At 64.7% G+C, this 24,203-nt stretch carries 21 protein-coding genes; 7 read left to right on the top strand and 14 right to left on the bottom strand.

Going from position 1 to position 24,203, the window contains the following annotated elements; translation table 11 throughout:
* Positions 1–2,895, top strand: a 2,895-nt coding sequence (locus C513_RS14690) for an Ig-like domain-containing protein (protein ID WP_018716106.1), incomplete at its 5' end; no start/stop codon positions are given.
* 152 nt (positions 2,896–3,047) lie between these two features.
* Here C513_RS14690 and C513_RS0111215 read toward each other — a convergent pair.
* Entirely contained in the window at positions 3,048–4,403 is a 1,356-nt protein-coding gene (locus tag C513_RS0111215) for a sodium-dependent transporter (protein ID WP_018716107.1), read from the bottom strand.
* A 211-nt stretch (positions 4,404–4,614) separates the two neighbouring features.
* Between C513_RS0111215 and C513_RS0111220 the strand changes: the two genes are divergently transcribed.
* Positions 4,615–5,493 carry an ATP adenylyltransferase family protein gene (locus tag C513_RS0111220; RefSeq protein WP_018716108.1) on the top strand — a complete coding sequence of 293 codons (879 nt, stop codon included), beginning with the start codon at positions 4,615–4,617 and terminating at the stop codon, positions 5,491–5,493.
* A gap of 6 nt (positions 5,494–5,499) precedes the next feature.
* Here C513_RS0111220 and C513_RS0111225 read toward each other — a convergent pair whose 3' ends face one another.
* The 3 genes from C513_RS0111225 to C513_RS0111235 form a co-directional block, all read right to left on the bottom strand.
* Positions 5,500–5,772 (bottom strand): hypothetical protein, encoded by a 273-nt coding sequence (locus tag C513_RS0111225; protein WP_018716109.1) that lies wholly within the window; start codon positions 5,770–5,772, stop codon positions 5,500–5,502.
* A 198-nt stretch (positions 5,773–5,970) separates the two neighbouring features.
* Complete coding sequence (locus tag C513_RS0111230; RefSeq protein ID WP_018716110.1) at positions 5,971–6,711, bottom strand: hypothetical protein; 741 nt, start codon at positions 6,709–6,711, stop codon at positions 5,971–5,973.
* Positions 6,712–6,807: 96 nt separating this feature from the next.
* Entirely contained in the window at positions 6,808–7,980 is a 1,173-nt protein-coding gene (locus C513_RS0111235) for an iron-containing alcohol dehydrogenase (RefSeq protein ID WP_018716111.1), read from the bottom strand.
* A 199-nt stretch (positions 7,981–8,179) separates the two neighbouring features.
* On the opposite strand from C513_RS0111235, the gene uvrA reads away from it, so the two are divergent.
* On the top strand, positions 8,180–11,161 hold the full coding sequence (uvrA, locus tag C513_RS0111240; RefSeq protein ID WP_018716112.1) for an excinuclease ABC subunit UvrA: 2,982 nt from the start codon (positions 8,180–8,182) through the stop codon (positions 11,159–11,161).
* Positions 11,162–11,167: 6 nt separating this feature from the next.
* Here the strand turns inward: uvrA and C513_RS0111245 are convergent, their stop codons facing one another.
* Positions 11,168–11,851 carry a hypothetical protein gene (locus C513_RS0111245; RefSeq protein WP_211215742.1) on the bottom strand — a complete coding sequence of 228 codons (684 nt, stop codon included), beginning with the start codon at positions 11,849–11,851 and terminating at the stop codon, positions 11,168–11,170.
* 168 nt (positions 11,852–12,019) lie between these two features.
* Between C513_RS0111245 and C513_RS0111250 the strand changes: the two genes are divergently transcribed.
* On the top strand, positions 12,020–12,460 hold the full coding sequence (locus C513_RS0111250; RefSeq protein ID WP_018716114.1) for an HIT family protein: 441 nt from the start codon (positions 12,020–12,022) through the stop codon (positions 12,458–12,460).
* Between the two features lie 6 nt (positions 12,461–12,466).
* On the opposite strand, the gene C513_RS0111255 is transcribed toward C513_RS0111250, so the two are convergent.
* On the bottom strand, positions 12,467–13,243 hold the full coding sequence (locus tag C513_RS0111255; protein WP_026320789.1) for a 5'-methylthioadenosine/adenosylhomocysteine nucleosidase: 777 nt from the start codon (positions 13,241–13,243) through the stop codon (positions 12,467–12,469).
* 122 nt (positions 13,244–13,365) lie between these two features.
* Here C513_RS0111255 and C513_RS13765 point away from each other — a divergent pair, with 122 nt between their 5' ends.
* On the top strand, positions 13,366–13,848 hold the full coding sequence (locus C513_RS13765) for a copper resistance protein NlpE N-terminal domain-containing protein (protein WP_018716116.1): 483 nt from the start codon (positions 13,366–13,368) through the stop codon (positions 13,846–13,848).
* 23 nt (positions 13,849–13,871) lie between these two features.
* Here the strand turns inward: C513_RS13765 and C513_RS14460 are convergent, their stop codons facing one another.
* Both C513_RS14460 and C513_RS0111270 read right to left on the bottom strand, forming a co-directional pair.
* Positions 13,872–15,101, bottom strand: coding sequence for a thiamine phosphate synthase (locus C513_RS14460; protein WP_156816101.1), 1,230 nt, complete (start codon positions 15,099–15,101; stop codon positions 13,872–13,874).
* Between the two features lie 51 nt (positions 15,102–15,152).
* On the bottom strand, positions 15,153–15,965 hold the full coding sequence (locus C513_RS0111270) for a biotin--[acetyl-CoA-carboxylase] ligase (RefSeq protein ID WP_018716118.1): 813 nt from the start codon (positions 15,963–15,965) through the stop codon (positions 15,153–15,155).
* A 169-nt stretch (positions 15,966–16,134) separates the two neighbouring features.
* Between C513_RS0111270 and C513_RS0111275 the strand changes: the two genes are divergently transcribed.
* The gene (locus C513_RS0111275; RefSeq protein ID WP_018716119.1) at positions 16,135–19,053 is read left to right on the top strand and encodes a DNA topoisomerase III; all 2,919 of its coding nucleotides are present in this window, start codon (positions 16,135–16,137) and stop codon (positions 19,051–19,053) included.
* 125 nt (positions 19,054–19,178) lie between these two features.
* On the opposite strand, the gene C513_RS0111280 is transcribed toward C513_RS0111275, so the two are convergent.
* The 5 genes from C513_RS0111280 to C513_RS0111300 all read right to left on the bottom strand — a co-directional run bounded on the left by C513_RS0111280 (position 19,179) and on the right by C513_RS0111300 (position 21,905).
* Positions 19,179–19,484 carry an addiction module antidote protein gene (locus tag C513_RS0111280; RefSeq protein WP_018716120.1) on the bottom strand — a complete coding sequence of 102 codons (306 nt, stop codon included), beginning with the start codon at positions 19,482–19,484 and terminating at the stop codon, positions 19,179–19,181.
* Between the two features lie 5 nt (positions 19,485–19,489).
* A complete protein-coding gene (locus C513_RS0111285) occupies positions 19,490–19,792 on the bottom strand; it encodes a type II toxin-antitoxin system RelE/ParE family toxin (RefSeq protein ID WP_018716121.1) in 303 nt (100 codons plus the stop codon).
* 367 nt (positions 19,793–20,159) lie between these two features.
* Positions 20,160–20,297 (bottom strand): dodecin family protein, encoded by a 138-nt coding sequence (locus C513_RS14640; RefSeq protein ID WP_018716122.1) that lies wholly within the window; start codon positions 20,295–20,297, stop codon positions 20,160–20,162.
* Positions 20,298–20,392: 95 nt separating this feature from the next.
* Positions 20,393–21,313, bottom strand: a complete 921-nt coding sequence (locus tag C513_RS0111295) for a DMT family transporter (protein WP_018716123.1) — start codon at positions 21,311–21,313, stop codon at positions 20,393–20,395.
* A 19-nt stretch (positions 21,314–21,332) separates the two neighbouring features.
* Positions 21,333–21,905, bottom strand: a complete 573-nt coding sequence (locus tag C513_RS0111300; RefSeq protein ID WP_018716124.1) for an MOSC domain-containing protein — start codon at positions 21,903–21,905, stop codon at positions 21,333–21,335.
* Between the two features lie 275 nt (positions 21,906–22,180).
* On the opposite strand from C513_RS0111300, the gene C513_RS0111305 reads away from it, so the two are divergent.
* Positions 22,181–22,645, top strand: a complete 465-nt coding sequence (locus C513_RS0111305; protein ID WP_018716125.1) for an Lrp/AsnC family transcriptional regulator — start codon at positions 22,181–22,183, stop codon at positions 22,643–22,645.
* Between the two features lie 12 nt (positions 22,646–22,657).
* Here the strand turns inward: C513_RS0111305 and C513_RS0111310 are convergent, their stop codons facing one another.
* Complete coding sequence (locus C513_RS0111310; RefSeq protein ID WP_018716126.1) at positions 22,658–24,067, bottom strand: aminopeptidase P N-terminal domain-containing protein; 1,410 nt, start codon at positions 24,065–24,067, stop codon at positions 22,658–22,660.
* Positions 24,068–24,203: the final 136 nt, after the last annotated feature.

Genomic DNA, 24,203 nt, shown 5'->3' on the forward strand with positions numbered 1-24,203 from the left:
GGCATCAAGAGCCTGACGGTGCATGGCGAGGCAGTGATCACGAATGATGTGTTCACGGCCAAGACGATCACGACGCCCCTGGGCAACGAGCTGAAGATCACGGGCTACGATGCGGCCACGGGTGTGGTGACGTACACGTACACGCTGCAGGACAACGAGACGCACCCGACTGCCAATGGCAAGAACGATCTGTTCGAGGACTTTGCGGTGGTGCTGACGGACATGGATGATGATCCGGCCAGCAGCACGTTGACGGTGAAGATCGTGGACGATGTGCCGACGGCGCTGGCAGACACGCGCACCATCACGGAAGATCAGGAAATCACTGACGGCATGGTGATGACCAACGACATCCAGGGCGCAGATGGCGCGACGGTGGTTGGAGTTCGTCTGGCCGGTACAGATGAAACGACGGCTGTGGTTGGTAATGTAGGAACTGCGTTTGGAGGTGCGTACGGTACCTTGACGCTGCAGGCCAACGGCACGTATACCTACAAGCCGAATGCAGTCGCCCAGACCATGAGAGAGGGAGATAGCGCAGTTGACAGCTTTGTCTACACGATTCGGGATGGCGACGGGGATCTGTCAACCACGACCCTGAAAATCACCATTACAGGGGAGAATGACTCGCCCGAGTTGGATCCGGGTACACCGGTTAAGATGGTGGTTTCAGAAGAAGGCCTGACCGGTGGTATTCCGGATAGTGCCGGAACCTCTGACCAGACGGATGCTGCGAATGCCCAGGCCTTGGGTGTGATCAAGTTCGTGGACGTGGACAGCTTGACGTATACCTTCAAGTTCACGGCACCCACCTTGACACCGCCATTTACCTCTGGTGGCAAGTTGGTCCAATGGGATGACACCACGGATAACGTCCTGATCGGCTACACCGGTACCAAGGGGCAGCCGGATTATGTCGAGGTCATCAAGGTAGAAAGTACCCCGGCGCTGGCTACAGGAGCGACCAATGCGTATGAGGCAGGGGTTAATGTTACCCTTATCAAGCCGCTGGACCATCCGAACAAGACTGTCGAAGACGTGCTGGATTTCGCCTTTGATGTTCAGGTCAGGGATGGGCATGGCGACTTGAGTGTCGACAAGCAAAAATTTGTTGTCACCGTGGAAGATGACAGCCCGTATGCCTCACCGGTGTATTCGACTGTGGGTGTGGCCAGCAAGTTCTACGCCAACGTCATGATCAGTCTGGACTTGTCTGGCAGCATGGATGACATTGTGACAATTACCAGGGCCAACGGCACAACCTACAACACGACCCGTCTGGGTGCGGCCAAGGATGCCCTGAACATCATGCTGGATCAGTACCAGGCCAACCTGAATGCGGCGCAGGAAGGGGAGGTCAGGGTCAGCCTGTCCAGCTTCAACTACAGCGCCACGCAGCAGACTGCGGGCTGGGTGACCATTGCGCAGGCCAAGGCGATCATTAATGCCTGGAACAATTACTATGGTTCTGGTGCCACCAACTATGATGCTGCCCTGCAGGAATTGATCGACTCCTTCAGTGCGGCCAACAATGCGGCGCAGGGCATTTACGGTCACGATACCGTAAACGGGGTGTATGGTCAGCCGGTAGCCAAGGGCAAGGATCCTGCCAATATTTCCTACATGCTGACGGATGGCGCACCCACGGCCAGCAATGGTTCCAATAATGGCATCAGCAGCGGAAGTATCACCGGCTTCCAGGCTGGTGGCAATACCGATGTGGGCCAGGCCAACTGGGAATCTTTCCTGCGTGGCGAGCTGAACATCAACAAGGACTACAAGATTGTCTCCTATGCCATCGGCATGGGGGCGGGGGCTAACCTGAACCAGTTGCTTCCGATTGCCTACAACGGTGTGACCGGAGCAGATGACAATGCCAATCTGGCCAAGGTCGTGACCAACATGAGTGATCTGGCAGCTTTCCTGACCGGAACTACGCCAGTACCTCAGGCGATCAACAGCACACTGCTGGCAGGTAGCATCCCCGGCTCGGGCTTTGGTGGAGATGGCGGTTATGTGGCCAGGGTGGAAATCGGCGGCCATATCTACACTTGGGATGGTCAGGCGATGACTGGCAACGGCGGAACGTGGCAGCATCTGGGCAACGGCAAACTGCAAGTTACCACGGCCAAGGGTGGCGTGCTGACCATTGCTATGGCACAAGGCACAGAGTCCGGGAACTACACCTACGATCCGCCTGCGAGCGTTGTCAATTACGACCCGGAAGTGGCCCTGTTCAGGTTTGTGGATGGAGATGGTGACGTGGTTGAAAGCCACCTGATCATCAACCTGACTGCCTTGCCGATCAGCAATGCCACCCTGTCTGGCGATGTGACTGCCGACACCCTGACGGGTACGGCGGGAGTCGACACCATTGATGGCCGTGACGGTATTGACACACTGAACGGCATGGGCGGCAATGACACCCTGTACGGCGGTGCTGGTGACGATACGCTCAATGGGGGTGATGGCGATGATCGGCTGTACGGTGGTATCGGCAATGACACGCTGAATGGCGGCAACGGTAACGATATCCTGATTGGCGGAGCCGGCGTTGACACCCTCACAGGTGGTGCAGGTGCGGATCGCTTCGTGTTCACTGCGCCCTTGCTTGCAGCCAACGCTGATGTGGTGAAGGATTTCAATGCTGCCCAAGGCGACAAGCTGGTACTGGATTCCCGCTATTTGCCTGGTCTGGAAGGCACTTCACCGGCATGGACGTTGGAGTTTGGCAGCAGCGCTACCACGCAAAATCCGACGGTGCTGTATGACAGCGCAACCGGCAATTTGTCCTACGATGCAGATGGCACGAACACGGTGTATGCGCCGACGGTCTTTGCCACTCTGGAAAACAAGCCCGCCAGCTTGCTGACCAGCGACTTCGTGGTGATTTGATCCACGGGGTATCCCGGGCATGCTTGCATGCCCGGGATCAGTCCAATGCCGACCAGTCATGGTCGGCATTGGGCATTCAGGGGGAGCCGGCACTGTTGTACTTGGCTCGGGTTTTACGGATTCGCGTGATGGCCTCGGAGACTGACTGACCTTTACCCCAGCAACCCCACCCCCATCACCACCGCAATCAGCACCGGCGTAATCCGCGTCAGCACCCAGTACACCCGGCGCAGCAGAGCCTGATTGGATAGGGCACCCTGGTTGCTGTTGGCCTGCACAAAGGCCTCGCGGCCCCAGCGGCGGGCGATGAAGATGCAGGTGAGCAGTCCGCACAGCGGCATCAGCAGCTTGCTGGAGAGAAAATCGAACAGGTCAAACAGCGACATGCCGGCCAGCTGCACCTGGCTCAGGCTGCTGGCCGAGAGGGCGCTGAGGCTGCCGAGCAGCGCCAGCACGACGATCACGCACCAGGTGGCGCGGGTGCGTGGCTGGCGGTAGTGTTCGTGCAGAAAGGCCACCGGCACTTCCACCAGCGACAGCATGGCGCCAATGGCGGCCAGCGCCGTCAGGATGAAAAACACCACCAGCAGCCCATGCCCCAAGGGCATGCTGGCAAACACGGCCGGAATCGTCTGGAACAGCAGCGCCGGGCCGCCGGAAGGGTTGAAGCCCAGCGCAAATACCGCCGGAAAAATTGCCAGCCCGGCCAACAGCGATACGCTCAAATCGGCCAGCATCACGGTCAGTGCCGTGCGCGGAATGTTCTGCTCCTGGCGGAAATAGCTGCCGTAAATCATCATGCTGCCGACTGCCAGCGACAGCTTGAAAAAGGCCAGCCCCAGCGCCATCAGCACCACCTGGCCGTTGAGCCGGGAAAAATCCGGCAGAAACAGAAAGCGCACCCCTTCCATCGCCCCGGGCAGGGACAGCGAGGCCACCGCCACCGCGATCAGCAGCACGAACAGCAGCGGCATCAGGCGCTTGGTCACGGCTTCGATGCCGCGGCTCACGCCAAAAGTGATGATGCTGCCCACCACCAGCAGCACCGCCCATTGCCAGCCCAGCGCCTGCAGTGGCGACTGGATCTGCTGGCCAAAACTGCCTTCCAGCAGTGCGCGGTCCTGCGTCAGGATGCTGCCGCCCAGGCTCTTGCCGACGTAGGCAAACACCCAGCCCACCACGCTGGAGTAGAAAGACATGATCAGCAGCACCGACAGCAGGCCCATGGCACCAATCAGCCACCATCCGCTGCCGGGAGCCAGCTTGCGGTAGGCGCTGATCGGGTTGCTGCGGGCGCTGCGGCCCAGGCTGATTTCACCGATCATCAGCGGCAGGCCCACCACCAGCGTGGCCAGCAGATAGATCAGCAGAAAGCCGGCGCCGCCATTCATGCCCACCTGGTAGGGAAACATCCAGATATTGCCCAGCCCCACGGCCGAGCCCAGGGTGGCGGCGATAACGCCAAAACCGGAACTGAAACCGTCGCGTGAAGAGGTGCTGCTGCTCATTGCCAGGGCCTGCGTGCAAAAAGGAAAACGCGCATTGTAGAACCCGGCCAGCGGCCCCGACGTGCAAGAGCCCCCTGGCAACAGGGCCTTGGCCCGGCCAGCGGGCAAGGGTCTTCCCCGCTGGCCGGAAGCGGTGGCAGCTGCTAATCTCCCAAGCTGTTTTGCCGTTTCAGAGAAAGGCTGTTGCCGCCCCACCACAAGGAGTATCCGCATGAGCACCCCCCTGATGCACGCCATCGATTCCCGCAGCGCCAGCGCGCTGGCTTCTGGCGACCTGGTCCCCGTGCAATCGGAACAGATCGAGATGGACGATGGCGGCATGCGCTTCCGGGTGCTGTGGGTGGCCTCGCTGGCGGCCAAGGATGCCACGGCCCAGGTGGCGATTCCCGGTGGCCCGCGTGACCCCAACTTCAACCCCTTCCTGAACCCCGATCCGGCGCTGACCGTCGGCCCGATCGGCGAGCACCACACCATCATCCTGAACAAGTTTCCGCTCACCGCGCGCCATCTGGTACTGGCGCGCCGCGTGTTTGCCGAGCAGCTGGAGCCGCTGAATCTGGCCGATTTCACCGCACTGGCGCTGGTGATGACCGAGGCCGGCGGGTTGGGCCTGTACAACGGCGGCACCGCTGCCGGCGCCAGCCAGCGTCACAAGCACCTGCAATGGATTCCTGGTACCGACGAGCAGGCCAACCTGCGCCTGTATCTGCCCGGTCTGCCGCAGGGAGCGCAGCCGCTGGAGGTGGCGCGGCATCCGGCGCTGCCGCTGCAGCACTGCTTTGTGCGCATCGGCGAGATGCAGGGTGCTCCGGTAGAGCAGACCGCCACCACGCTGCATCAGGCGTTCCAGGTGGCCTGCAGCCAGCTCGGCCTGGCGCCGGATACCGATGGCTGCCTGCCGGCCTGCAACCTGCTGGTTGGCGATGGCTGGCTGCTGCTGATTCCGCGCAGTCAGGAAATGGTCGAGGGTATTTCGCTCAGCGCGATCTGCTTTGGCGGTGCGCTCTACCTGCGCCAGCCGGAGCAGATGGAGCTGGTGCGCCGCGAAGGGCCGCTCAAGGTGCTGGGCGCGGTCGGTTATCCGCTCTGAAGGTTCTCAGAACGTCCTGTGGCGCAGCAGCTGTCCATCCGGGGCGTAGTCCAGTGACAGGTACTGGCGTTCGTTGCGCAGGTAGACGCTGAAGTGCGGCCCGTCGTAGACATCCAGTTCAAAGCTCAGATCGTTGAGTGGACGGGCCTGTTCCAGTTTGGCCGCTTCGGCTGTCGCCTGCCGTAAGAAGCCGCCGCCGTGGCCCAGGGCACCTGGGCGGCCGGCAAGGCGTGCTTGCGGGCCGGAACCGGTAGCTTGACGGCTTCCTGGCGCTGCCAAGCGCCCTGTTGCCAGGTGTAGCGGTCGTAATGCGTGGGCTGCAGCGGGTCTTGCACCAACACGCTGACCTGCTCGTGGGCAAAACCACTTCCCCCACCAGCTGGATCGGCTGCCCGCCGAAGGCCGGCAATTGCTGCAGCTCCCGGCCGATGGCTGCCAGCAGCCAGAGCCGTGCGTGACGACGGGGTCGCACAGGCATCAATCGACCACCTTTCTCAAACGGCCATGGGGCGCATAGATCACGGTGCGCATGGAACGCGAGTCATGCAGCCGCACCACCCAACTGGAGGCGTTGCCGAGGCCGACATGGGTGGTGGCAGCCAGGCGCTGGACCGTGCGTTTGGTGCCGGTGGCGAACACCACTTGGGGGATGCGTGCCTGGTACAGGCCGTCGCTGCGCTGGCGCGCATCGGCGTAAAGCGAGGGCAGCAGGGCGAAGGTCAGGGTGTGCAGTGGCACGCGCCGTTCATGGGAAGCCTGGCTGAACAGCCGCTCGGGCTGTTCGTAGACCCAGCCGGAATCGGCTTGCCAGCGGTAGCGATCCCGGACGTGCGGGTTGTCGATAGTTTCCAGCTGGATCTCCACTGTCTGCGGGCCGAAGCGGAGGTCCCCGACCACGTTCAGCAGCTGGCCCCGGTAGGCCGGGATCTGGTAGAGCGAATTCTGGATGGCGTGCAGCAGCGCTTCGCTGCCGGGGGCAAACAGGTTGTCGATGGCCTGTGGCTGGGTCTGTCGCCAGGTGAGGTAGCTCAGTCCGTGGTTGGCGGGAAGCGGGAAGGCGCCCTCGGTCATGGCCTGTTCCGCCGGGATATCGGCGGCCCGGTAGCGCATGATGATCTGGTCGATGTCCGGCCAGATCAGGGGGCCGGCAATCAGCAACAGCAGCAGGGGCAGCGTCAGGAACAGCATGCCCCGGTACAGGTGTGCCTTCAGGGACATGAGAGGATGCAGACAGTCATCACGCCCTCATCATGGCGCAGGCATGTGACTGTCTGGTGACACGGCCGTGACGGCCGCTGCCCCGGCTGGCCTCGCTTACAGCGCGGCTTGCAGGATCTGGCGGCTGACGTCCGGCGTGATGTCCTGCTTTTCGCCGAGTTGCGTCATGCCGTGCTTTTCCAGCGCCGCCACCAGCGGATCGATGGCATCGGCTCCCAGCTGGTAGTCGCCCAGACGGGTGGGTACGCCCAGCGATTCGAAGAAGCTGCGGGTGCGGGCAATGGCGGCATCGATGCGGGCGTCGGCATCGCCGTCGCGGATGTCCCACACGCGCTCGGCGTACTGCAGCAGCTTGTCGCGCTTGGCCTCGCGGCGCACTTCCATCACGGCCGGCAGCACGATGGCCAGCGTGCGGCCATGGTCGATGCCGTGCAGCGCGGTCAGTTCATGGCCGATCATGTGGGTGGCCCAGTCCTGCGGCACGCCGGCACCGATCAGGCCGTTGAGCGCCATGGTGGCGCTCCAGACCAGGTTGGCGCGGGTGTCGTAGTCTTCCGGCCTGGCCACGGCATCGGGGCCGATTTCCACCAACGTGCGCAGCAGGCCTTCGGCAAAGCGGTCCTGCACGCGGGCATCGACCGGGTAGGTCAGGTACTGCTCCATGGTGTGCACAAAGGCATCGACCACGCCGTTGGCCACCTGGCGCGCGGGCAGGGTGTAGGTGCGCACCGGGTCCAGAATGGAGAACTGCGGGTACAGCAGGCGGCTGCTGAAGGAGATCTTGTCGTGCGTGGCGGCGCGCGTGACCACGCCGCCGGCGTTCATTTCCGAGCCGGTGGCGGGCAGCGTCAGCACGGCGCCAAAGGGCAGCGCGTCCTTGATCACGCGGCCACGGCTTTCCAGAATGCTCCAGGCGTCTTCGCTGGCGGGCAGGCGCGCCGCCGCAGCCACGAACTTGGTGCCGTCAATCACCGAACCGCCGCCCACGGCGAGCAGGAAGTCGATCTGTTCCTCATGCACCTGCTGCACGGCGCGCATCAGTGTCTCGAAAGTGGGGTTGGGCTCGATGCCGGAGAACTCGGCCACATGGCGTTCGCCGTCCTGCTGCAGCGCGGCCAGCACATCGTCCAGCGTGCCGTTGCGGCGCACGCTGCCGCCGCCGTACAGCACCAGCACGCGCGCCTTGGGCGGCACGCTGCGTGACAGCTTGCTGGTGCTGCCCTGGCCAAAGATGATGCGGGTGGGGTTCTGGTAATCGAAATTCAGCATGCGGGGTCTCCTGGGGGGTGTGGTGCGCAGGCGGCCAGCGGGCGTGCAAGGCCGGGCCGCATGGCGCAGCGTCTACGGGCATGGTAACGCGTTTGCGGCTGGCGTGAAGCAGCCCTGCCATTTGGCACTGTCAAGGTGCTGGGCTATCATGTTTTGTTGTCCTTTTTCTGGGCGGCTGCTGGTGGCAGCCGCAATCCGCATGGCGAAATCACGCTCTTCCTCGCGCGCTGACATTGCGCATACCCATATCAGCATCCGCGGTGCCCGCACGCACAATCTGCAGAACCTGGATCTGGAGATTCCGCGCGATGCGCTGGTGGTCATCACCGGCCTGTCGGGGTCGGGCAAGTCCAGTCTGGCGTTCGATACCCTGTATGCCGAAGGCCAGCGCCGCTATGTGGAAAGCCTGTCCACCTATGCGCGCCAGTTCCTGCAGATGATGGACAAGCCGGATGTGGACCTGATCGAGGGCCTGTCGCCGGCGATCAGCATCGAGCAGAAGGCGACCAGCCACAACCCGCGCTCCACCGTGGGCACGGTGACCGAGATCCACGATTACCTGCGCCTGCTGTACGCGCGCGCCGGTACGCCGTACTGCCCCGAGCACGACCAGCCGCTGCAGGCCCAGACCGTGAGCCAGATGGTGGATGCGGTGCTGGCGTTGCCCGAGGGCACACGCGTGATGCTGCTGGCACCGCTGGCGCGCGAGAAAAAGGGCGAGTTTGCCGAGCAGCTGGCGCACATGGAGGCGCTCGGCTATGTACGTTTCCGCATCGATGGCGCGGTGGTGGAAGTGGACAGCCTGCCGACGCTGGCCAAGCAGGAAAAGCACAGCATCGACGTGGTGATTGACCGACTCAAGGTGCGGCCCGATGCGCGCCAGCGGCTGGCGGAAAGCTTCGAGGCGGCCTTGCGGCTGGGTGAACACCGGGCGGTGGCGCTGGACATGGACAGCGGCCACGAGCACTGGTTCAACGCCAAGTATGCCTGCCCGGTGTGCAACTACAGCATTGCCGGGCTGGAGCCGCGGCTGTTTTCGTTCAATTCGCCTACCGGCGCCTGCCCGACCTGCGAAGGCATCGGTCATGTGGACGTGATGGATGCCCACCGCGTGGTGGCGTTTCCGGGGCTGAGCCTGGCGGGCGGGGCCATCAAGGGCTGGGACCGGCGCAATGGCTACTATTTCTCGCTGCTGGAATCGGTCTGTCAACATTACGGGGTGGATGTGGAAGCGCCCTTCGAGCAGCTGCCGAAGGCGGTGCGCGAGGTGGTGCTGCACGGTTCCGGCGAGGAGCGGATCCGGTTCCGTTACGTGATGGAAAGCGGCGCGCGCAAGGGCGAGGAAGTGGTCAAGCAGCATCCGTTCGAGGGCGTGATGCCGAACATGGAACGGCGCTACCGCGATACCGATTCGGCCGTGGTACGCGAGGATCTGGCACGCTACCGCAGCATCCAGCCCTGCCCGAGCTGCCATGGCACGCGCCTGCGCAGCGAGGCGCGCCATGTGTTTGTGGGCGAGGGTGGGCAGCGCCGCGCCATCTACCAGATCAGCCATGTCACGCTGGGCGAGGCGCAGCAGTACTTCGAACAGCTGCAGCTGCAGGGGGCCAAGGCCGAGATCGCCGACAAGGTGGTGCGCGAGATTGCCAACCGGCTGCGCTTTCTGAACGATGTCGGCCTGAACTACCTGAGCCTGGAGCGCAGCGCCGAAACCCTGTCGGGCGGCGAGGCGCAGCGCATCCGGCTGGCCAGCCAGATCGGTTCCGGCCTGACCGGCGTGATGTATGTGCTGGACGAACCCAGCATCGGCCTGCACCAGCGCGACAACGACCGCCTGATCGGCACCCTGTTGCACCTGCGCGATCTGGGCAACAGCGTGCTGGTGGTGGAGCATGACGAGGACATGATCCGCGCCGCCGACCATGTGATCGACATGGGGCCGGGCGCTGGCGTGCATGGCGGCCGCGTGATGGCCCAGGGCAGCTGCGAGGAGGTGATGGCGATTCCCGGCTCACTGACCGGGCAGTACCTGTCGGGATCGCGCCGGATCGAGGTGCCGCGCACGCGCACCGCCTGGCTGCCGCATCGCGAGCCCGAGGCCGCGCCGGCCAGCCGCCGCGGCAGCAGTGCGCTGGCACGGGTGCGCGGCGAGCAGCCACCGGTCGCGGCGGAGCACCCGGGCCTGCAGCGCATCACGGTGCGCGGCGCGCATGGTCACAACTTGAAGCATGTCACGGTGGACATTCCGGTTGGCCTGATGACGTGCGTGACCGGCGTGTCGGGATCAGGCAAGTCGACGCTGGTGAACGATACGCTGTACGCCGCAGCGGCCCAGACCATTCACCGCGCCCATGCCGAACCGGCTCCGCACGAGGGCATCGAGGGCCTGGAGCAGTTCGACAAGGTGATCAATGTGGACCAGTCACCGATTGGCCGCACGCCGCGCAGCAACCCGGCCACCTACACCGGCCTGTTTACCCATATCCGCGAACTGATGGCCGAAATGCCGGCGGCGCGTGAGCGCGGCTACAGCCCGGGGCGCTTCAGCTTCAACGTGGCCGGCGGCCGCTGCGAGGCCTGCCAGGGCGATGGCGTGGTGCGGGTGGAAATGCACTTTCTGCCCGATGTCTACGTGCCCTGCGATGTCTGCCACGGCCAGCGCTACAACCGCGAAACACTGGAAGTGCAGTACAAGGGCAAGAACATTGCCCAGATCCTGGACATGACGGTGGACGAGGCCTTCCAGTTCATGGGCGCGGTGCCCACCATTGCGCGCAAGCTGCAGACTCTGCTCGATGTGGGCCTGAGCTACATCAAGCTGGGCCAGAGCGCTACCACCTTGTCGGGCGGCGAGGCGCAGCGTGTCAAGCTGGCGCTGGAACTGTCCCGCCGCGATACCGGGCGCACGCTCTACATCCTGGATGAGCCCACTACCGGCCTGCATTTTGGCGATATCGAGTTGCTGCTCAAGGTGCTGCACCATCTGCGCGATGCCGGCAACACCATCGTCATCATCGAGCACAACCTGGACGTGATCAAGACCGCCGACTGGCTGATCGACATGGGGCCGGAAGGCGGTGGCGGTGGCGGCACGGTGGTAGCCCAGGGCACGCCGGAGCAGGTGGCGGCGGTGCCGGAAAGTCACACGGGGCGCTACCTGGGACGTTTGCTCAAGCCGTGAAGTGGCTTAAAACTCCCAGGCCATGCCCAGTCGGCCAAAATTGCGGTCGTTGCCGCGGCCCATGGCAGCGGATAGCTTGAGGCCCGGCGCCACCTCGTAACGCAGACCCAGTGCCTTGTCCGGGCCGGCATGTTCCTGACCAAACACCTCTGCAGTCATCCGGAGTTTGCGGGTGAGCGGCTGTTCATAGCCGGCACCCCAGGTGGCCGCGTTCTCGCTGCTCCCTTGTGCCCGTGTGTGCTGTGCGCCCAGGTTCAGGTGCACGACCTGATCACTTTCCAGGCGATAGGTGGCCAGACCGGTCAGAGCATAGGCTTTTTCGTTGTACTTGGCCGGGGTGGCGTGTTCATGGATGCGCAGGTGGCCGTAAGCCAGACTGGCCCCCAGAGACCAACCGGTGGCGGACTGAACCGGTACCCATTTGACATTGACGCCAGCACCTTGCAGTTTGGTGTTGGGCTGGGGCTCCCGGTCAAAGGCGCGGGTGGCAGACAGACCGACTTCCAGGGAGGCCACCGGTGCGAAGCCGAAAGCCCATTCGCCGCTGCGCACCTTGTGGTCGCGAGCCAGAACACTTTCCAGCTTGAAGTCGCCTGGGGTGAGGGTGCCGGCATCATCGACCTGCATGGGTTGTTCTGCAGAGACGGACAAGGCGGACAGGGCGAGCGAGGCGAGGAGGATTTTTTTCACGGAATCAGGACTGTTTTGACATGGGGGCCGCGAGGGCAGGGAGGGTCGATTCTACCTGCGGAAAGCCGGGCCGGAGAGACCGGGAGCATGCGGTGTCGTGGCCCTGCACGCGCCAGGGGCAAATCGTGTCAATATCACGGCTATGACCATTTCCAGAAAGGAGACACCATGCCCAAGTTTGTCGATACCTCCCCGCCCGGACAATGCATTTTCTGTCGCCTGATCGCCGGCGAAATCCCCTCTGCCCGGGTCTACGAGGACGATCTGACAGTGGCCTTCATGGATCTGGGACAGTGCAATCCCGGTCATGTGCTGGTGGCCGTCAAGCGCCACGCGCCCACCTTCTATGACCTGACGCCGGAGGAAGCCGCCGCCGTGATGCAGACGGCACAGCGCGTGGCGCATGCCATCCGCGAGGTGTTCGATCCGCCCGGGCTGACCTTGCTGCAGGCCAATGGCAAGGAGGCCGAGCAGACCGTGTTCCACTTTCACATGCACGTGGTGCCACGCCATGCCGATGATGGTATCGGACTGGCCTGGCCGCGCAAGGAGCCGGGCTTCGAGCTGCTGCAGGGCTACGCCGGGCAGCTGCGCGAGGCGCTGCAGTAAGGAGGATCAGGCCGGCAGCTGTGCCAGCAGCGTGTCCAGTACGGCCGCGCTGTAGTGGCTGGCGACCTGTTCGGTAAAGCGCGGAAAATCCACATGCGCGTTGTCGTCGGCGCGGTCCGAGATGGTGCGCATGGCGGCAAAGGGCACGCCGTAATCGTGGCAGACCTGGGCCACGGCAGCGCCTTCCATTTCCACCGCCAGCGCATCAGGCAGCTCCGCGACCAGCCGTACGCTGTCCTGGGCGGTGTTGATGAACTGGTCGCCGCTGAGGATCAGGCCCTCGTGCACCTGCGGCGTGTGCAGGCCGAAATCCTGCATCGCCTGTGCGCCGAGCAGGCCGACCGGCTCTGACAGCGCCTGGCGTGCGGCGGCAGCCAGGGTATCGCTCAGCGGGGTATCGGTACGGAAGCGGGTCAGGCCGTAGAGCGGCACCTCATGGCGCGCAAACAGCGGCGAGGCGTTCAGGTCATGCTGCAGAAAGCTGCGCGCCACCACCAGATCGCCCACCTGCACGCCTTCGCCCAGACCACCGGCCACGCCGGTGAACACGATGGCCCGCACGCCATAGCGCTCGATCATGGCCGTGGCCGTGGTGGCCGCGGCGACCTTGCCGATGCGCGACAGCACCGCCACTACCTGCTGGCCGTGCCAGTGGCACTGGCGGAAGCTGCGGTTGGCAATGCGCTGCCGGCTTTCGGGCGGCATGCGCAGCAGCACGGCCGAGAGTTCGTCGCGCAGCGCGCTGATGATGCCGATGGGGGCCGGGGAGGAAGTCGTGGTCATGGGGAAATCGTAACAGGACTTGTCGGATCGCGGGAGTTGGCAGCAGATGGCGGTACATTCGATGCCATTAACCACGCCTTGCATGCGGCGCAGTGCTGCATGCCCCGCAGTAGGATACCCCGATGAGCCTGTTTTCCCGAATCTCTTCCTGGTCGCGCCTGGCGTTGGCCGCTGCCGGCTGTGCCGGTGCCGTGATCGTGGCCGGTTGTGCCGGCGGCCCCACCACCGGCTCCACGGCCACGCAGGTGGCCCCGACGGCGGTGCAGGGCGCGCGCTACAGCGTGAACTGGCCCGGCCGCTACATCGGCAGCAGCCGCTGCCCGAGCAATGCGCCAGCCGGCTGCACCGGCATCGACATGGTGCTGACGCTCAATGGCAGCAATACCTACACGCTGTCCACCACCATCAAGCGCCGCACCCAGCCCTACAGCTTTACCAGCAACGGCCGCTTCCGCTGGGATGCCAGCAACAGCGTGATCCAGCTGGCCTCCAAGGACGAGAACATGCGCCTGAGCGTGGGCCGTGCCGGCCTGACGCGCATCAGCACCGACATCATGAGCGAGGCCGAGGCGCAGCGCAATCTGCTCGTGTTCCGCAAGTTCTGATGGCGCTATCGCGCTGCCAGACCTCAGGCCGGTAGCGTGGGCTCCGGCCAGGGCGGGGCCGCCTCGGCATCACGCTGAGCCTGGCCGGCGGCAATCGCCTGATCCAGGGCGCGCACGGCATCGGCCGGATCGGCCGCGCCCGTGATGTCACTGACCACGGCCACCATGTCTGCCCCCGCAGCGGCGGCTACCTGTGCGCGCGCCGGGGTCATGCCGCCAATCGCCACCAGCGGCAGCGGCGGATGCGCAGGGCCGGCATCGGCATGCAGCAGCTGTGCCCACCAGCCGACGTTGGTGTTGCCCAGCGGAATCCAGGGCATGTCCTTGGTGGTGGTGGCGTGCACCGGGCCGCAGGCCAGATGGCTCGGGCGCGTGCGCAGCGCACGTGACAGTTCCCACAGGCTGTGCGTGCTCAGGCCCAGCCGCAGGCCGGCCAGCTGGATACGGTCCAGATCGGCATCGGACAGCTGTTGCAGGTCTTCCTGCCCCAGGTGGATGCCGTAAATGCCGTGGCTATTGCGGTGCAGCACGTGGCGTAGCGCGGCTTCCCAGTGGTCATTGATGATCAGCAGCGCGCCGTGGCGGCTGGCGGCTTCGGCGCAGCGGGCCATCTGCGCGTCCAGTTCGCCGGGGGCCGGATCTTTCAGGCGCAGTTGCACCAGTTTCACGCCCAGCTCCAGGCAGCGGATGACCCAGTCGGCATCGCCCATCACCGCATACAGGCGATGCGGATGCGCCGGCTGGCGCAGGCTGCGCGGCATGCCGGCAAAAGGCTGGGCGCGGGGCGCGCCCAGCAGCGGGAAATGGCGGCGCTGGCGCGTGAAGTCTGCGGGCAGCGTGTGGCTGCCGGCATCGATGGCGGCGAGTGCGCCCATCAGGCCGAGCACGGCGGCATCGGCCGCGCAGAAGCCGCGGCCCAGCGCCAGCCGGGCCGCTTCATCGGCCAGCGTGGCACTGTCGGCGTTCCAGTGCGGGGCTTCGGCGCTGCCATGCAGCGGCGAGTGCAGCCAGCCGCTGGCGGCTTCGCCCGCATACAGGTAGCAGCGCGCAGCCATCTGCAGATTGCCCGGATGCGCCAGCACGGCATGGTGCTGGTGCGGCAGGGCGATGGACAGATCCAGCCAGCAGCGCTGTGCCCAGTCGGCGATTACCGCGTCCCGGGCGGCATCGGACAGAGGATCCGGCTGGCTGGCAAGGGCGGCCTGCCAGTCCATCAGGTGCACTACGGCTGGGGAAGCGGGAGAGGTGTTCATGGCGATTCCGTGGGCCGGGACGCTCCGGCATCTGCAGGCATGGTAGCGGATTCAGCCTGCGGCCGGACGCACGCTGACTTCCTGGCTCAGCACTTCGTGCAGCTGGCCGTCGAGCTGGCGGATCAGCAGGCCGCCCTGGGCGTTGACGCCGCTGGCCAGGCCTTCGCTGCCGTCGGACAACCGGACCAGCTGGCCGGCGAGCGCATCGCGCCGGGCAAATTCGGCCTGCCAGGGGGCAAAGCCCTGGACCGAAAACTGTTTCATGGCCAGCGCCAGCGGCATGGCGACCTGCAACAGGACCTCGGGCGCGAGGACCCCGGGGGCAAACTGCTGCACCCAGGCCGGAGGCGTGACCCGGGCCTGACCGGCGGCGGCTGCCGGCAGCACCGGCGGTGCCGCGATATTGATGCCGCAGCCGATCACCACATGGCGTTGCCGACCCAGAATGCAGACCTCGACCAGAATGCCGCCGAGCTTGCGCTGCTGCAGCCACAGGTCATTCGGCCACTTGAGCCGGATGCCGTGACGCTGCAGCGGGTCCAGCCCTTGCGCCAGTGCGCAGCCGGCCACCAGCGACAGGCCGGACAGGTCGGCCTCGTCCATCGGCAGGGCGAGCGAGAAGGTGAGCGATTGCCCGACCGCCTGCTCGCTGAGCCAGCTGCGGCCCATGCGGCCGCGGCCGGCGGTCTGCTGCTCGGCCACCAGCAGCACCGGCCAGGCCTGGCCGGCGCGGGCGCGCTCCATCAGCGTGCTGTTGGTCGAGTCCAGGGTGGGCAGGACTTCCACACTGAAGCCGGGCCAGTGCGGTTCGATCTGGCTCCACAGGGTTTCGGCGGGCCAGTTCAGGGTAAGGGATGCGGACATGCGGAAATCGATTGTCAGGGCAGGGCGTCGACGACCTGCCAGCTTGTGGTAGCTTATAAAAAGGACATGTTGCTGCACATTGTGCAGTCAGCTGGGGTATGCTGCCGCCATCCGGCAGCGTACAGGCTGGCCGCAGCACCAGATATCTATACAGGAATTCCATCATCCCATGAGCAAGTCACTGGTCATCGCCGAGAAACCATCGGTCGCGCAAGACATTGTGCGCGCCCTGACGCCGGTTGCCGGCACGTTCAGCAAGCATGACGACTATTTCGAGAACGATCGCTACATTGTCACCAGCGCCGTCGGCCACCTGGTGGAAATCCAGGCCCCCGAACAATACGACGTCAAGCGCGGCAAGTGGAGCTTTGCCCATTTGCCGGTGATACCGCCGCACTTTGACCTCAAGCCGGTGGAAAAGACCAAGTCGCGCCTGGGAGCGGTCACCCGTCTGGCCAAGCGCAAGGAAGTGACGGATCTGATCAACGCCTGCGACGCGGGCCGCGAAGGAGAGCTGATTTTCCGCCTGATCGAGCAATACGCCGGCGGGGCCAAGCCGCTAGGCAAGCCGGTGCGCCGCCTGTGGCTGCAGAGCATGACGCCGCAGGCCATCCGCGACGGCTTTGACCAGCTGCGCAGCGATGCCGAGATGCGGGGCCTGGCCGATGCCGCGCGCAGCCGCAGCGAGGCCGACTGGCTGGTCGGCATCAACGGCACCCGTGCCATGACAGCCTTCAACTCGCGCGATGGCGGCTTCTTCCTGACCACCGTCGGCCGGGTGCAGACCCCCACGCTGGCGATCGTGGTGGAGCGCGAGGAAAAGATCCGCAAGTTCGTCAGCCGCGACTACTGGGAGGTGCATGCCGAGTTCGCCGCCCAGGCCGGCCTCTACCCCGGCAAGTGGTTCGATCCGGCCTGGAAAAAGGGCGATGACGCCGAGGCCCGGGCCGATCGCCTGTGGGATGCCCGCCAGGCAGAGGCGATTGTCGAAGCCGTGCGCGGCCAGACCGGCACCGTCACCGAAGAGAAAAAGCCCAGCACCCAGGCCTCGCCGCTGCTGTTCGACCTGACCAGCCTGCAGCGCGAGGCCAACAGCAAGTTCGGCTTCAGCGCCAAGACCACGCTGAGCCTGGCGCAAAGCCTGTACGAGCGCCACAAGGCGCTGACCTACCCGCGTACCGATGCGCGCTACCTGCCCGAGGACTACCTGGGTGTGGCGCAGCAGACCTTTGCCATGCTGGCCGACAGCGGCATGGGCCATCTGGCTCCCTATGCGCGTCAGGCCATCGACCAGGGCTACATCAAGCGCAGTCGCCGCATTTTCGACAACAGCAAGGTGAGCGATCACTTTGCCATCATCCCCACCCTGCAGGCCCCCGGCAATCTGAGCGAGGCCGAGCGCAAGCTGTACGACCTGGTGGTGCGCCGCTTCATGGCGGTGTTCTTCCCGAGTGCCGAATTCATGGTCACCACCCGCATCACGCGGGTGCAGCAGCACCATTTCCGCAGCGATGGCAAGGTGCTGGTCAATCCCGGCTGGCTGGCGATCTACGGCAAGGAAGCCGCCTCCGAAACGGGCGACGACAAGGATGGCAAGAACCTGGTGCCGGTGCAGCCCAACGAGCAGGTAGCGACCGAATCGGCGCAGGCCAAGGGCCTGAAGACCAAGCCGCCGGCGCGCTACAGCGAAGCCACGCTGCTCGGTGCCATGGAAGGTGCCGGCAAGTGGATCGAGGACGACGAGCTGCGCGAGGCGATGCAGGACAAGGGACTGGGCACGCCAGCCACGCGCGCCGCCATCATCGAAGGCCTGATCGGCGAGAAATACATCCTGCGCGAAGGCCGCGAACTGATGCCCACGGCCAAGGCGTTCCAGCTGATGACGCTGCTGCGCGGCCTGGAGGTCGACGAACTCAGCAAGCCGGCGCTGACCGGCGACTGGGAGTACAAGCTGTCGCAGATCGAGCATGGCAAGCTCAGCCGCGAAGCCTTCATGCGCGACATTGCCGCCATGACCGAGCGCATTGTCATGAAGGCAAAGGAGTACGATCGCGATACCGTGCCGGGCGATTACGTCACGCTGCAGACGCCTTGCCCGACCTGTGGCGGCGTGGTCAAGGAAAACTACCGTCGCTACAGCTGCACCGGGGCCCATGGCGCGGGCGAGGGCTGCGGTTTTTCCATCAGCAAGATCCCCGGCGGCCGCACGTTTGAAGATGCCGAAGTCGAGCAGTTGCTGCGCGACAAGCAGGTCGGCCCGCTGGAAGGCTTCCGCAGCAAGGCCGGCTGGCCGTTCACCGCCGAACTCAAGCTGAGTTTTGACGAGGAAACGAAGAACCACAAGCTCGAATTCGACTTTGGCGACAAGGGCGACGGCGACAGCGGCGAACTGCTGGACCTGACCCAGGTACAGGCGCTGGGCAGCTGCCCGTCCTGCGGCAGCCGCGTGGTCGAGCATGGCAGCAACTACGTCTGCGAAAAAGCCGTGCCCACGGTGCAGCAGGTCACGCCGAGTTGCAAGTTCAAGACCGGTGCCATCATCCTGCAGCAGCCGATCACGCACGAGCAGCTGGCCAAGCTGCTGGAAACCGGCAAGACCGACCTGCTCGACAAGTTCATCTCGAACAAGACGCGCCGTCCGTTCAAGGCCTTCCTGGTCTGGGATGCGGCTGCGGGCAAGGTCGGCTTCGAATTCGAGCCGCGTCCCGGCAAGGCAGGCGCAGCGCGCGGTACGGCCGCGACCAGGGCAGCTGCCGCCAAGCCGGCAAAGGCGGTGAAATCAGCCGCTGCCAAGCCCAAGGTGACCAAGGCAACCAAGGCGGCCCAACCTGCCGCCGAGAAAAAGAAGCGCGCTCCGGCGGCCGGTACGCTCAAGCCCAGCGCCGAACTCGCTGCCGTCATCGGTGACGACCTGATCTCGCGCCCGCAGGCGATGAAGAAGATCTGGGACTACATCAAGAGCCACGACCTGCAGGATCCGAAGGACAAGCGCACCATCGTGGCCGACGACAAGCTGCGCCCGGTGCTGGGTGCGGACAGCGTCAACATGTTTGCGCTGGCGGGGCTGATTGGCAAGCATGTGAGCTGACCCCCATTTTTGCAAAGGGGGACAGCCGGGCAGCCGATCATCGGGCTGCCCGCATGCGGTACCTCGATCCTGGAGTGCGCAGTCAGTATCCTTGCTGCAACAGGATCGGGGAAGAATGTCAGGAATCAGGCTGACTGTGCTACCAGCTTGATGCCCAATGCCCGGCAGACCCGCGCCACGGTGGCAAATTGCGGGCGTGAAGTGGGGCGCAGTGCCTTGTACAAGGCCTCACGGGACAGACCGGACTGTTCTGCCACCTGTGTCATGCCGCGTGCGCGGGCGGCATCACCCAGTACCGCCAGCAGCAGTGCCGGGTCGCCATCTTCCAGTGCCAGATTCACGTAGGCCGTGATGTCCGCCTCGTCTTTCAGGTAATCGGCGGCATCGAAATCGGTCAACAGCACAGGCTGGGCAGGTTGTGAAGAGGACATCGTGTTTACTCCTTGAGGCTGGCGGCCAAGGCTTTGGCCTGGACAATATCGTGCGCCTGGCTGGTCTTGTTGCCCCCGCCCAGCATGATGATGAGTGTGGAGCCGCGCTGGATGTAATACATGCGCCACCCGGGGCCGAAGTGCTCCCGCATTTCCATCACGCCAGCGCCTACGGGAGATACGTCACCCAGATTGCCCAAGCTGACTTTCCTGAGCCGCAGCAGCAGACGTCGCCGGGTGGAGTCGTCCTTGAGACCTCGTAGCCAGATGCCGAACGTGCTGCTGTGTTTGATCGTCAATGCCGTCATAGTGCAATCACTTGTTCACGTGCGTCAAGTGTGATACCTGCCCTGGTAGGCATGAAATAATAAAAAGGTATTTATTATTTCATGAAAACAAGGTATACCATGAGGCAGTTCGAGATGCACTCCAAGCGGGCATTGGCGCGCCGGGGTGACACGCCACCCGTCTGCAGGCGCGCTTTTTGTGCATCGTGCTTTCCGCGCAGCGCAGCGATTGCAGGTGCTCGCCATGGCCGGATGCCGGCCATGACGCAGCAGGCTTACTTCTTGCGCACCGCCGTCTTCTTCGCCGGCGAGGTATTCGCAGCCACATCCAGCACGATGAACGTCACCTTCATGTTGACGCGGTATTCGGTGATCTTGCCGGCTTCAACTACGACTTTTGTTCCTGGATCCAGGCGCCCTGCACCTGGTCGACGCTGGTGTTGACACGGCTGATGCCGGTCTGAATCGCATCTTCAAAGCTCTTGTTGCTGGAAGCGCTGATTTCGAGGACTTTGGCTACGGACATGGGAGTCTCCTGTGGGGTGGATGGAGACTCCAGCGTAAGCCGGACAGGGCAGGCCGGCGTACGGAGCAGGGCTTGTGCCGGTGTAGGAGCGTGGCTCAGGCGCGGCGCTGCTGCAGGGCTTGTTGCAGCCAGGCATGGCCACTCACCAGCACGATGCCGACCAGCACCATGGCAGCGCCGATCATGAAATGGCGCTCGATCGGCTCGTCCAGCAGCCAGGCACCCAGCACCACGCCCAGCAGTGGCGACAGAAAGGACAGCACGCCCAGGCGCGATGCCAGGTAGAAACGCAGCAACCAGAACCAGACCAGGTAGCTGAAGAAGGACACCGCCAGCGCCTGGAACGCCAGTGCGGCCCAGAGGGCGGGCACTTCCATGTGGAAGGTGGTGTGGCCGATCAGCCACGCACCCGGCAGCAGCAGCACGAAGGCGGCGGCGAGCTGGTAGAACAGCACCTGGGTGGCCGGCAGCGTGGCCAGGCGCGTGGTGCGCACCACCACCGTGGTGGCGGCCCAGAGCATGGCGGCGCCCACCGCCAGCAGGTCGCCGATCAGCATGTCCACGCTGGTGGCGCTACCGTGGCCGAGAAAGGCCACCGCGATGCCGGCAAAGGCGAGCAGGATGCCGAGCCACTGCAGCGGTGCCAGCCGTTCCGAAGGCAGCTTCCAGTGCAGGCCGAGCGCGGCAAAAATTGGCGCCGAATACAGCAGCACGATCATGTGGCCGGCGCTGGTGTATTGCAGCCCCTTGCCGATCAGCAGGAATTCGAAGGCGAACAGCACTCCCACGGCGATGCCGGGCTTCCAGATGCCGTCGCGCACGGTCAGCTGCTCGCCGCGCCAGCGCATCATGCCCCAGACCAGCAGTGCGGCAATGCCGGAGCGCAACGCCAGCTGCAGCGTGGGCGAAAAATCGGCAGCCGTGGCCTTGAGCGTGATCTGTTGCAGGCTCCAGATGGTGCACAGCAGCAGCATCAGCAGATAGGCGCGGGAATCCAGGGGTTGTCGCAGGTCCATGGTGTCAGGCAGGGGCGGGTCAGAGGTGGCGGTGCCGGCGCAGCAGGCTGGCCACCGGGGTCTGGCGCGGGCCGGGTTCCAGCTGGGCATGCTGGCCGGCGCACAGGGTGCCGGTGTGCTCCACGGCCAGATACCAGCCGCAGCGTTCGTGCTGCACCATGTCGCGCGCCGCCTGGGCATAGTCCATGATGTGCACCAGCTTGTCGCAGGGCTGGCGTGCTTCGGTCACGCGCAGCACGCAGTCGGGAAACCGCAGCCGGTCACCCACATGGATATCGGCTTCGGTCAGTCCCTGGAGGGTGAGGTTTTCGCCCAGAAAGCCCCAGGGCAGGGGCTGGTCGGCACCCGTCACGCCACGCGCGAGGCGTTGCTGCTGCCACCAGGCGTAGTGTTCGGATGGATAGGCGTAAACGGCCTTGCGCAGGCCGCCGTGCACATCGAGATCGGCCTGCTCGTCGCCCTGCAGACCGAGCCGGCTGACGGACAGCGTAGCGGACGAACCGCGCTTGCGGATACCGGACAGCACGCTGCGTCCCTGCATCAGCAGCGGACTGGCAAGCGCGACATTGAGGCTGAGCAGTACAAAAGACAAGTGGCGGCACCGGGTTACGATGCCGCCACTGTATCACTTCTGACCTGGCTGCCTGGTGGGCTGCCCATCTCCTTGCGGCGTGACCCGGATCGGGTATGGCCACAAGCCCTGGTCGGGAGTCTGCACCTGCGGGTGGGGTGTCAGACCGGGGTCGCTGTTGCTTGTTGCATGGGTGTTATCTTAGTTGTGCAGGTGCAGCAGAAACTTGCGATTTTCATGTTGCAGTGCCACAATATTGGCAGAAAATTGCCAAATCAGGAGTTTGGGTGCAAGATATGGAGCTGGATCGCTACGATCGCGCCATTCTGGTCGCGTTGCAGGCCAATGGGCGCATGTCCAACCAGGAGTTGGCCGATGCCATCGGGCTGTCGCCATCTCCCTGCCTGCGGCGCGTGCGGGCGCTCGAAGACGCCGGCCTGATCGCCGGCTACCGCGCGCTGGTCGATGCGCGCCGGCTCGGCCTGAGCCTGATGGCGCTGATCAGCATTTCCATGGACAAGCACACGCCCGAGCGCTTTGCCAACTTCGAGGCGCTGGTGGGCGATATTCCCGAGGTGCTGGAATGCCTGCTGATCACCGGCCAGCAGTCCGACTACCAGCTCAAGGTGGTGGTGCGCGACATGGACCACTACCAGCACCTGCTGCTCCACAAGCTCACCCGCATCGAGGGCGTGACGGGTGTGCACTCCAGCTTTGTGCTGCGCCGCGTGTTCGACGAGCGGCCGGTGCCGCTGGTCTGAGGCCGGCCCGCATCAGCCGCGCATCAGGGCTTCGATCTCGTCGGCCTGCACCGGTACGTCACGCGTGATCAGCTCGCAGCCGTCGGCGGTGAGCACGGCATCGTCCTCGATGCGGATGCCGATGTGCCAGAAGCGTTCCGGCACCGTGTCGGACGGGCGGATGTAGAGGCCGGGCTCGATGGTGGTGACCATGCCAGGCTGCAGGATGCGGCTCGGGCGTTCCAGCACGGTCTTGCCGCTGACCGGGTCGGTGCGTTCGGTGGCCTGGCCAGCCTCGGACGGCTCGACATAGCTGCCGCAATCGTGCACATCCATGCCCAGCCAGTGGCCGGTGCGGTGCATGTAGAAGGGCAGGTAGGCGCGTTGCTGCAGCACGTCCTGCACGTTGCCGACCCTGCTGCGGTCCAGAATGCCCAGATCGAGCAGGCCCTGGGCCAGCACGGCCAGGGCCGCCTCGTGCGCATCGTTGAAGCGGCGGCCGGGCGCGGTGGCATCCGCTGCGGCCTGCTGCGCCGCCAGCACCACATCGTAGACAGCGCGCTGTTCGGCAGTAAATCGGCCATCGGCCGGAAAGGTGCGCGTGATGTCGCTGGCGTAACCGTCCAGCTCGCAGCCGGCATCGATCAGCACCAGCTCGCCCGGGCGCAGCGGGGCGGTATCGGCACGGTAATGCAGCACACAGGCATTGGCACCGGCAGCGACGATGCTGGTATAGGCCGGAAACTGCGCGCCCTGGCGGCGGAATTCGTGCAGCAGCTCGGCTTCCAGGTGGTACTCACGCGCATCGGCTCCCGTGCGCAGCAGGCGCGCGCTTTCCTGCATGGCGCGCACATGGGCCCGGGCGCTGATCTGCGCGGCGCGGCGCATCAGGGACAGCTCGTGTGCGTCCTTGACCAGCCGCATCTCGTCCAGCAGCGTGCAGGCATCCAGCTGGCGCGCCGGCGTGACGGCACCCAGGCGGGTGCGCGCACGTACCGCATCGAGCCAGCCGGCGACACGGCTTTCCAGGCCGGCGTGGGTGGCAAACGGGTAGGCCACCAGGTGGGCACCGTCGAGCAGGGCCGGCATTTCCTGGTCGATCACGGCCTGGCTGAACGCGGCATCGATGCCCAGGCTGCCGACGGCGGCATCCGGGCCGAGGCGGTAGCCATCCCAGATTTCGCGCTCCAGGTCTTTTGGCTGACAGAACAGCGTGGCGTGGGGCTGGCTGGAAGCATCGGTGCGTAGCACCAGCGTGGCATTCGGCTCGGCAAAGCCGGTCAGGTAATAGAAGTAGCTGTCGTGCCGGTACGGGAAGTCGCTGTCGCGGTTGCGCGGACGTTCGGGGGCCGTCGGAATCACGGCAACGGCATGCGGACCAAGCTGTTGTGCCAGCCGGTGGCGCCGTGCGGCGTACAGGGAGGGAGAGGCGGAATCGTGCATGTGGCTATTGTGCACTGCCGACCTGTCTGCGGCGGCAGTGCTGTTTGTTACAAGTGGTTGCAAGCTGCCACCCCCAAAGACATTCAATTTACGAACTAATCAGGTATGTTCGTGATAACCCTGATGGTGATCCTCT

It is taken from the genome of Allobrachymonas chironomi DSM 19884 (assembly GCF_000374625.1).
GTDB classification, from domain to species: Bacteria; Pseudomonadota; Gammaproteobacteria; order Burkholderiales; family Burkholderiaceae_C; genus Brachymonas; species Brachymonas chironomi.